This is a genomic window from Micromonospora foliorum, assembly GCF_022229015.1.
In the GTDB taxonomy this organism is placed as follows: Bacteria; Actinomycetota; Actinomycetes; order Mycobacteriales; family Micromonosporaceae; genus Micromonospora; species Micromonospora foliorum.
The window spans coordinates 1-1,764 of the sequence record NZ_JAKKFF010000270.1 but is presented as its reverse complement, the minus strand read 5'-3'; the positions used below and the strand labels follow the sequence as shown (position 1 = coordinate 1,764).

Below are 1,764 nucleotides of genomic sequence, written 5' to 3'. Positions count from 1 at the left end.
GCCGCCGTCATTGCGCGGTTCGCTCCGGCACAACGCGGTGCGGCGCGGCACAACGCGGTGCGGCGCGGCACAACGCGGTGCGGCTCGGCACAACGCGGTGCGGCGCGGCACAACGCGGTGCGGCGCGGCACAACGCGGTGCGGTCCGGCACAACGCGGTGCGGTCCGGCACAACGCGGTGCGGCGCGGCACAACGCGGTGCGGTCCGGCACAACGCGGTGCGGCGCGGCACAAGATCGTGCTCGATCCAGGAAAGAGGCCCCTCCTGATGCCACGAGGCCACTACAACGAGGATCGAGCGCGGTCATGGGGGGCAGGACCGCCCAGTGAGGGCGGGCGAGGACATCGCTCAGCCTGTGGGCGGGCCGGTCAGGGCGTGGCGGTGTCGGTTTGGGGCACGTTGCGCTGGGCCGGGATGGTCGGTGTGGTCGGCCAGGGAATCTCGGGCGCGCGGTGGAAGGTGATCCCGGCTGTCGTCCAGCGCGGGCCCTGGCCGGCCAGGCGGTCGCGGAAGCTGGCCCAGTCGTGGCTCGACCGGGGCGACCAGCCCAGTTCGGCGATGGCCGGGAGGCGGGGCAGGAGCAGGAGTTCGATGTCGGCCAGCGAGGTGACCGATTCGGTCCAGAGCGGGGCCTCCACGCCGAGCACGGCCTCGGCGGGTACGCCGGTGACGTGCGTACCCGGATCCCAGTCGTAGGCCTTTCGTACGTCGATGAGGCCGGCCCAGTCGTGCCCGATCGGGGTGTCCGGGGCGTACTTCATGTCCAGGTAGGCGTGGTTGCCGGGGGAGACGATCAGCCGGGCACCGCGGCGTACGGCGTCGACGGTGGTGGGGTCCTCGCCGTTCGTGCCCCACCACTGGAGGACCCGCCCGTCGAGGTGGGCGGCCGGTGCGAGCTGGTGCCAGCCGACGACGGTCTTGCCGAGGTCGGCCACGATGCGCTGGACCCGCTCGACGAAACCGGTGTAGACCTCGCCCTTCACCTTGAACGCCTCGTCACCGCCGATGTGCAGCCAGGGGCCGGGGGTGAGCGCGGCGACCTCGCCCAACACGTCGGCGACGAAGTCGTACGTCCGCTCGTCGGCCGGGTCGACGTAGCTGAAGCCGACCTCGGTGCCGGTGTACGGCGGTGGTGCGATCTTGTCCGGGGCCAGTTCCGGGTACGCGACCAGCGCCGAGTTGGTGTGCCCCGGGAGGTCGATCTCCGGTACGACGGTGATGTGGCGGTCGGCCGCGTAGGAGACGATCCGCGCGTAGTCGGCCTTCGTGTAGTGCCCGCCCGGGCCGCCGCCGACCTCTGTCGTCCCGCCGACGGCGGTCAGCTTCGGCCAGGAGTCGACGGCGATCCGCCAACCCTGGTCGTCGGTGAGGTGCAGGTGCAGGTGGTTGAGCTTGTAGCGGGCCAGGTGGTCGACCACCCGCAGCACGTCCTCGACGGCGAAGAAGTGCCGCGCCACGTCGAGCATCGCGCCCCGGTAGGGGAAGCGGGGTGCGTCGGTGATGGTCCCGCCGGGCAGCGCCCAGCGTTCGGTGACCGGGTCGGGGCTCTCGATCGCCGCCGGTAGTAGCTGGCGCAGCGTCTGCACGCCGTAGAAGAGGCCGGCGGCGGTGTTGGCGGGGATGGTTACGCCGCGGCGGGTGGTGTCGGGTGGGTAGCCCGGTTGGCCGGTGCGGTCGTCGGCGGCTGCGGTTGTCAGGGCGGATTCGGGTAGCGGGGGAGACAGTTAGCAGAGGTCGGGGGGGGGGGGGGCGGGGGCGGGGCGG

1 pseudogene is annotated in these 1,764 nt (G+C 72.4%); it reads right to left on the bottom strand.

What is annotated here, in order from left to right:
- Positions 1 to 361 precede the first annotated feature (361 nt).
- A pseudogene (locus PSH25_RS20075) lies at positions 362 to 1,667 on the bottom strand (beta-N-acetylhexosaminidase); the annotation flags it as partial.
- Positions 1,668 to 1,764 lie beyond the last annotated feature (97 nt).